The sequence below is a fragment of the Nocardioides sp. NPDC047086 genome, from assembly GCF_040643685.1.
Taxonomy (GTDB): Bacteria; Actinomycetota; Actinomycetes; order Propionibacteriales; family Nocardioidaceae; genus Nocardioides.
Genome location: NZ_JBEYUV010000048.1, coordinates 26690 through 33856 on the forward strand (window position 1 = coordinate 26690; position 7167 = coordinate 33856).

The following is a 7167-nucleotide window of genomic DNA, read 5'->3' on the forward strand; positions in this document are numbered from 1 at the left end:
TTCTGGAGGTCAGGCTCGCGAGCTCTCGTCGCGCAGCCAGGTCGTGTAGTCGCCGGCGCGCACCGCTCTGCGGGAGAGCCAACGCGCGATGACGGTGATCGTCAGGAAGACCGGGACCCGAAGACCGACCGCCGGCTGACGCAGCCCGAGCTTGATGAGATCCGAGAGTGATGTCGATGCGTGGCGGACCGCGTGGCTGTCCGCCTGGGAGTTCCCGGTCGCCACCCGGGTGCGGCGACGGACCAGGTCGGCGACCGACCGTGGCGGCTGCACCACCACCACGGCGTCCGGGACGATCCGGCGTTCCCGCGGCGCGAACGCCTCGGAGACCACCAGGTCGTCGTTCATGAGCCGCGCCTGGGCGTCCACCCGGGCCTGGCCCTCGGCGGAGAGGCAGAACGCACCGCGACCGAACAGGCCGTCGCGTACGCTCGGCAGGCTCTGCCACACCCGGTAGTAGGCCCGCACCGGCCACGACGAGGCACCCGTGGGGACCTCACGTGCCGGCCCGGCGGCATGCACCTCGGGCTCCGCCACCGCACCGACCAGGCGGAGCGCGTCGGGTCCGGGAAGACGTACGTCGGCATCCAGATGCAGCCGCGGAAAGACGGTGGTCGCCGCGTTGCCCAGCTCGACCGCGAGGGCCTTCGAGGCCGAAGGAGTCTCCAGCACGCGTACGCCCGGGACCGACCGTGCCGCCGTGGCGGTGTCGTCGGTGCAGCCGTTGCAGACCACCACGACCTCGAAGGTGCCCGCCGGGACACCCTCGAGCAGCGCAGTCAGGTTCCCGCGCAGTCCGACCGACTCGTTGTGCGCGGGAACGACCACGCTCGCCACCGCCGGGGACCGTTCCATGACCGGAGCATCGCCGCGCCGCGACGGGCTGGAACCCGGTGAGGTCACTCATCACCCAATATCGGTGACGGCGCTTCCGCGGCCTTGCCGGGAACGACGAAGTTGATCATGTTGCCGTTGTCGTAGTCCCGGGCGATGACCCGGCCGGGGTTGCCGCCGACCAGGCTGCGTGGCGGCACGTCCTTGGACAGCACGGTGCCTGCCGAGATGGTGCAGCCGTCGCCGACCGTGATCGCACCCGAGATGACCGCACCGGGGCCGATCCAGGCGTCGTCGCCGATGGTGGGGACGCCGTGGTCTCCCGCGGCGATCCGCTGGCCGATGGTGACGTTGTGGTGGAGCACGCAGTTGCTGCCGATCAGCGCCGGTCCGATGATGATCCCGGAGCGGTGCATGACCAGCAGCCCGGGACCGATCTCGGCGCGCCGGCCTATGTCGGCGTGGTGGATCCGCATGTTGTGCCGGTTCCAGAACCAGAAGATGCCCAGGGCTGCCACCCCGAGCAACGGGCGGCTCTCGCGGAGCCGGGCCGCCCAGCGCCCGAAGCGGTAGCAGGCGACGCAGTGGAGCTCGTAGTCGGTCAGCCAGAACCGGATCCTGGCAGGCAGCGAGGGGCGCGGCCGGCCGAGGTTGATGGTGTACATCTTGGCCAGGTCGACGGCGAAGTCACCGCCTCCCCGGCCGGCAGGACCCGGTCTGACCAGCAAGGCCGGCCTACCCAGCAAGGCGGTCCGCCGCCGTCTTCCGGGCCACGTAGTCCACCAGGTTGGCGACGCCGTCGAGGTTCGACGGCACCGTCTCGGCCTCGGTGACAGTGATCTGGAACTCCTCCTCGAGGAACTCGATCAGCTCCAGGATCCCGGTCGAGTCGATCACTCCGGACTCCACCAGCGAGTCCGTCGGCGCGGGCAGCCGCTCCTCGTCGCCCAGCAGGAGGCTCTCGAGGATGAACGCCTCGATCGTTCGCTGTAGGTCTGCCATCTTCTGCACTCTCCCTGGTCACCTGTGTGGTGCCGGCCCCACATGGGTCGGCCGTGTTCTTGCACACGCCCACTGTTCTGACCGCGTCGGCGGAGCACGTTCACCCGCGCGAAACATGCCGACATTGGGTGATAAACGCCCTGGTAGCGAGCCGCTCTCCCGCCGGCGCCGACAAGCCTTGGCGACCAGACGCGCAGACATCTACCGAGGAGAGCCATGTGCGGAATCTGCGGGGTCCACTCCGCCGAGGCGCCCGACCCCGGTCTCGTACGCCGGATGCTGGCCGTCCTGACCCACCGCGGGCCCGACGGCAGCGGCTACTACCGCGACGAGCGGGTCGCGCTGGGTCACACCCGGCTGGCGATCGTGGACACGATCGGCGGCGTGCAGCCGATGTGCGGCGAGGACGAGCGGGTCTGGGTGACCTTCAACGGCGAGATCTTCAACCACGTCGAGCTCGCCGCGGACCTGCGCGCACGCGGGCACCGCTTCCGCACGCGTAGCGACACCGAGGTGATCGTGCACGCCTGGGAGGAGTGGGGTCCGGGCTGCTTCGACCGGTTCAACGGTCAGTGGGCGCTGGCGATCTGGGACCGGCGGAGCAATGAGCTGGTGCTCGCCCGGGACCGGTTCGGCGTACGCCCCCTCTTCTACACGCGGGCCGGTGGGAAGCTGCTGTTCGCCTCGGAGGTCAAGGCGCTGTTCGCCGACCCGGACGTGCCGCGCGAGCTCGACCCGGCCGGGATCGACCAGGTGCTGACGCTGTGGTCCACGGTCGCCCCGCAGACGGTCTTCCGCGGGATCGAGCAGGTCCCACCGGGCAGCTATCTGACCTTTCGGGACGGCATCGAGACCGGCTGCACCCGCTCCTGGGCGCCGACCTTCGCTGCCCAGGGCAGTGAGCCGCGCACCGATCTGGCCGCCAACGCCGAGGCCCTGCGGGAACGACTGGTGGCCGCCACCCGGCTGCGGTTCGAGCGCAGCGACGTGCCGGTGGCGGCGTACCTCTCCGGGGGGATCGACTCCGCGGTCACCGCGGTTGCGATCGCCGCCCTCAGGATCGAGGACAGCACCGATGTACCGCTGCACACGTTCTCGCTGCGCTTCGCCGACGACGAGTTCGACGAGGGCAGCTACCAGACCCTGATGGCGAAGCGGCTGGGCACGGTGCACGAGGACGTCGTGGTCCGCGAGCGCGACATCGCCGAGGTCTTCCCCGACGTCGTACGCCACGCCGAGAGCCCGCTGCTGCGTACCGGCCCGGCGCCGATGTTCCTGCTCTCCCGCCTGGTGCGCGAGTCCGGGTTCAAGGTGGTGGTCACCGGTGAGGGCAGCGACGAGGTGCTCGGCGGGTACGACATCTTCCGCGAGGGGAGGATCCGGGAGCTGTGGACCCGCGACCCGGCTGCGGCCGAGGCGGCCGTGGAGCAGCTCTACCCGTGGATGAAGCGTTCTCCGCACCAGGCGCCCGCCTTCGCCAAGAGCTTCTTCGGCCGCAACATCGTCGCCGGCGACCCGGCGATCTCCCACCGGCCGCGCTGGGACGCGACGGCCGTGCTGCGCTCGATGCTCACCGCCGAGGTCCGCGAGGCCTGCGACCGGAGTCCGGCCGACGAGGTCGTCGCCGCGATGCCGGCCGAGCAGGCCGGCTGGGACCCGCTGTCGAGGGCGCAGTGGCTGGAGATGACGACCCTGCTGCCCGGCTACATCCTGGCCTCCCAGGGCGACCGGATGCTGATGGGCAACTCGATCGAGGGCCGGTTCCCGTTCCTCGACCCGAACGTCGCCGAGCTGGCCTCCCGGGTTCCCGCCGACCACAAGATCCACGGCATGGACGAGAAGCACATCCTCAAGGTCGCCTTCGCCGACCTGGTGCCCGAGGAGATCCTACGTCGCCCGAAGCAGCCCTACCGGGCTCCGGACGCTGCCGCCTTCTTCGCCGGTGGCACCCCGGACTGGGTCTTCGACGTCACCTCGGTTCCGGCCCTGGAGGCCGCCGGGATGTTCCGTCCGGAGCTCGTCCAGCGGCTGCTGGAGAAGGCACGGCGCACCGACGGACGTCGTCTCGGCAACACCGACAACATGCGCCTGGTCGCCGTCCTGTCCGCCCAGCTGCTGCACAGCGAGCTCCTCGCCGGCCCGGTCGCGGGGCCGGCCGCGCCACCCGAGCCGCTGACTGTCTTCGACCGCACTCTCGAGCCCATCGGAAGGAACCCAGCCCAGCCATGAACACAACAGCCCCGACCAGCCAGAACGCAGCCTTCGGGTTGGCGACACTCCGCTTGGACGAGGAGGCGGAGGCGACCCGGATCGGCGAGGCGATCCGCCGCTACCTGGTGGCCAACAGACGCAAGGGCATCGTGCTCGGGGTCTCCGGCGGGATCGACTCCAGCGTGGTGGCCGCACTGGCGGTCAAGGCGCTCGGCCCGGAGCGGGTCCTCGCTCTGCACATGCCCGAGCAGGAGTCGTCGGAGGACACGATCGGGTTCAGCACGATGCTGACCGACACCCTGGGGATCGACTCGGTGCTCGAGGACATCTCCCCGGTGCTGGTCGGCCTCGGCGCCTACCAGCGGCGTGACGACGCGATCCGGCGGGTCGTGCCTGCATACGGACCGGGATGGAAGTCGAAGATCGTGCTGCCCAACGTGGTCGACTCCGACGCGTACCGGCTCTTCTCCGTCGTCGTCGAGGACCCCGCGGGTGTGCAGAGCACCCACCGCCTGACGACCGAGGCCTACCTGGAGATCGTCGCCGCGACGAACTTCAAGCAGCGCGCCCGCAAGGCGCTGGAGTACTTCCACGCCGACCGGCTCAACTACGCCGTCGCCGGCACCCCGAACCGGCTGGAGTACGACCAGGGCTTCTTCGTGAAGCTCGGCGACGGTGCCGCCGACCTGAAGCCGATCGCGCACCTCTACAAGTCGCAGGTCTACGCGCTGGCCGCCCATCTCGGCGTACCGGAGGAGATCCAGGCCCGCCCCTCCACCACCGACACCTACTCCCTGGAGCAGTCGCAGGAGGAGTTCTACTTCTCGCTGCCCTACCAGCGGATGGACCTGTGCCTCTACGGGCTCAACCACGACGTCCCGACCGCCGAGGTCGCCGAGGCCACCGGGCTCACCGTCGAGCAGGTCGAGCGCGTCTACCGCGACATCGAGCAGAAGCGGCGCACCACCGCCTACCTCCACGCCGCCCCCGAGCTCGTCGACGACATCCGTTGAATATCAACGATTCTTGATATAATGTCGGAGGCATGAGCACACCACCCTTCATCCCTGCCGACCACCTCGGCGCCGTGAACCGCGCCCTGACCACCACGACCCGCGGCGGCGAGGAGCTGCGCGTGCTCGTCGTCGAACGCAGCTACGACGCCGACCCGGACGAGGTCTGGGACGCGCTGACCACCAAGGAGCGCATCCCGCGCTGGCTGATGCCGGTCACCGGCGACTTCGAGGTCGGCGGCCGCTACCAGCTCGACGGCAACGCCGGCGGTGAGATCCTCGCCTGCGACCGCCCGAAGCTGCTCTCGATCACCTGGGACTACGGCGACATGAGGTCCTGGGTCGACGCGACCCTGACCGCCGCCGGCGGCCGTACGCTGCTCCGCCTCGAGCACTCCGCCCCCGTCCCGCCCGAGCAGTGGAAGGAGTTCGGCCCGAGCGCCGTCGGCATCGGCTGGGAGCAGATGCTGCTCGGCCTCGCCCTCCACCTCTCCGCCCCCGACGCCGAGAAGATCGACCCGATGTCCCCCGACGTCCTGCCCGCCATGATCGAGCACACCCAGGGCTCCGCCGCCGCGTGGGTCGAGGCCGACATCGCCTTCGGCACCTCCCCCGACCAGGCCCGCGCCGCCGGCGAACGCTGCGTGGCCGCCTACACCGCGATGCCGGACTAGTCGCTTGCACGCCTTCGACGTCCTAGGCGATCCGGTACGCCGCCGCATCCTCGAGCTCCTGGCCGACGACGACCTCACCTCCGGCGAGATCGTCGAGACCATCTCCGCCGAGTTCGGCATCCGCCAACCCGCGGTCTCGATGCAGCTCAAGGTCCTGCGCGAGCACGGCTTCGCCAACGTACGCCCCGACGGCACCCGCCGCATCTACTCCCTAGACACCGGCCCCATGGCCGAGGTCGACGCCTGGCTCACCCCCTTCCGCCGCTTCTGGACCCAGCACCTCGACGCTCTCGACACCGAGATCCGACGGGGGCGCCGGAAGGGTTCTTCGGCAGACTGAAGCCGCTCTTGGGCTCCGGGAAAGCACGCGAGGTGACCGTGGTTTCGTGTCGGTGTTCGCCGCATCGTTGATTCATAGCGGGTCGAGAAGCCGTGACTGGCGTCAGAGGAGCACTGATGGTCTCTGCTGTGCGCTCACAGCCGGAACCCCACCTCGCCGAACACTTCCCGCCGCAGAGAGAGATTCCCCCCTGTTCCGGAGCAGGGGAACCCTCTGCATGGGTGGGGGAGTCTCCGCACCGGTGGAGAACCACCTGCGGAAGTGGACGGGCCTGGCACGGCGATGCCCGCCCGGCACGAGTCATGACTCCGCCGGGTTAGGGGCGGCGGGTGAACCGGATGGTGCCGTCCGGTAGTCGCTCGTGGATGTAGCCGGGTGCATGCGCCAGGCGGTGATGGTGGGGGCACAACAACGCCCCGTCCTTCAGATCCGTCTTCCCCCCTGCCGCCCAAGGGTCGAGATGGTGGGCATCGCACCATTCCGGGGGCATGTCACACCCTTCGGCCTGGCAGCACTTCTGCTGCAGCCGGAGTGCCTTGCGCTGGATCGGCTGGAAGAACCGACTGCCCCGGCCGACGTCGAGGACCTCACCCTCACCACCCAGGACCCAGGGGATGATGGTGGCGTTGCACGCCATCCGCCGGGCCTCGGCCGCGGTGATCGTGGCCCCGTTGGTCTCGTCATAACCCAGGGTCGCGACCCCGAGGTCCTTGCGGAGCTCCTCAAGGCTGATCACCACGTTGACAGTGGTCGCATCGCCCCCATGGCGGGGCAGGGCGGCGGGGTCGATGGTCTCCAACAACCGCGAGAACCCCTGACCCATCAACCGCCCCCACGGCGGCAACGGGCTGCCTTTGGCGACGAGCTGTTGTTTGCGGGGTTGGGCGTAGGCCTCGACCAGTCGTTTGAACCGCATCCCGATCGAGGTCGGGAGGACCCCGTCGAACCCGATGGTGCCGTCGTGGTTGTCCCACACCCGCACCGCGGTCCTCTGCTGAGCCCGTTCCTCCTCGGCCAGGAGGACCTTGGCTTCGGCGTCCTCGAACCGGGCCGGGTCGACCTCGGCCAGGATCCGTTTCCCGGCGATCTTGAG

Annotated in this window: 8 protein-coding genes; 4 read left to right on the forward strand and 4 right to left on the reverse strand. The window is 69.7% G+C overall.

Features of this window, described 5'->3' with window-relative positions; all coding sequences use genetic code 11:
- Positions 1–9 precede the first annotated feature (9 nt).
- The 3 genes from ABZ796_RS24885 to ABZ796_RS24895 are packed head-to-tail and all read right to left on the reverse strand — an operon-like array spanning position 10 to position 1836.
- Positions 10–855, reverse strand: coding sequence for a glycosyltransferase family 2 protein (locus tag ABZ796_RS24885; RefSeq protein ID WP_357340618.1), 846 nt, complete (start codon positions 853–855; stop codon positions 10–12).
- Positions 856–899: 44 nt separating this feature from the next.
- Positions 900–1562 (reverse strand): serine acetyltransferase, encoded by a 663-nt coding sequence (locus ABZ796_RS24890; RefSeq protein WP_357340619.1) that lies wholly within the window; start codon positions 1560–1562, stop codon positions 900–902.
- Between the two features lie 7 nt (positions 1563–1569).
- Positions 1570–1836, reverse strand: coding sequence for an acyl carrier protein (locus tag ABZ796_RS24895; protein ID WP_357340620.1), 267 nt, complete (start codon positions 1834–1836; stop codon positions 1570–1572).
- Between the two features lie 216 nt (positions 1837–2052).
- Here ABZ796_RS24895 and asnB point away from each other — a divergent pair, with 216 nt between their 5' ends.
- The 4 genes from asnB to ABZ796_RS24915 are packed head-to-tail and all read left to right on the forward strand — an operon-like array spanning position 2053 to position 6074.
- Positions 2053–4065, forward strand: a complete 2013-nt coding sequence (asnB, locus tag ABZ796_RS24900; protein ID WP_357340621.1) for an asparagine synthase (glutamine-hydrolyzing) — start codon at positions 2053–2055, stop codon at positions 4063–4065.
- Complete coding sequence (gene nadE, locus ABZ796_RS24905) at positions 4062–5060, forward strand: NAD(+) synthase (RefSeq protein WP_357340622.1); 999 nt, start codon at positions 4062–4064, stop codon at positions 5058–5060. Before asnB ends, nadE begins: the two co-directional genes overlap by 4 nt.
- 32 nt (positions 5061–5092) lie before the next feature.
- Entirely contained in the window at positions 5093–5734 is a 642-nt protein-coding gene (locus ABZ796_RS24910; RefSeq protein ID WP_357340623.1) for an SRPBCC family protein, read from the forward strand.
- Positions 5735–5738: 4 nt separating this feature from the next.
- On the forward strand, positions 5739–6074 hold the full coding sequence (locus ABZ796_RS24915; protein ID WP_357340624.1) for a metalloregulator ArsR/SmtB family transcription factor: 336 nt from the start codon (positions 5739–5741) through the stop codon (positions 6072–6074).
- Positions 6075–6390: 316 nt separating this feature from the next.
- Here the strand turns inward: ABZ796_RS24915 and ABZ796_RS24920 are convergent.
- Positions 6391–7167 (reverse strand): DUF222 domain-containing protein (locus ABZ796_RS24920; protein ID WP_357340625.1); only part of this gene is annotated, 777 nt, incomplete at its 5' end.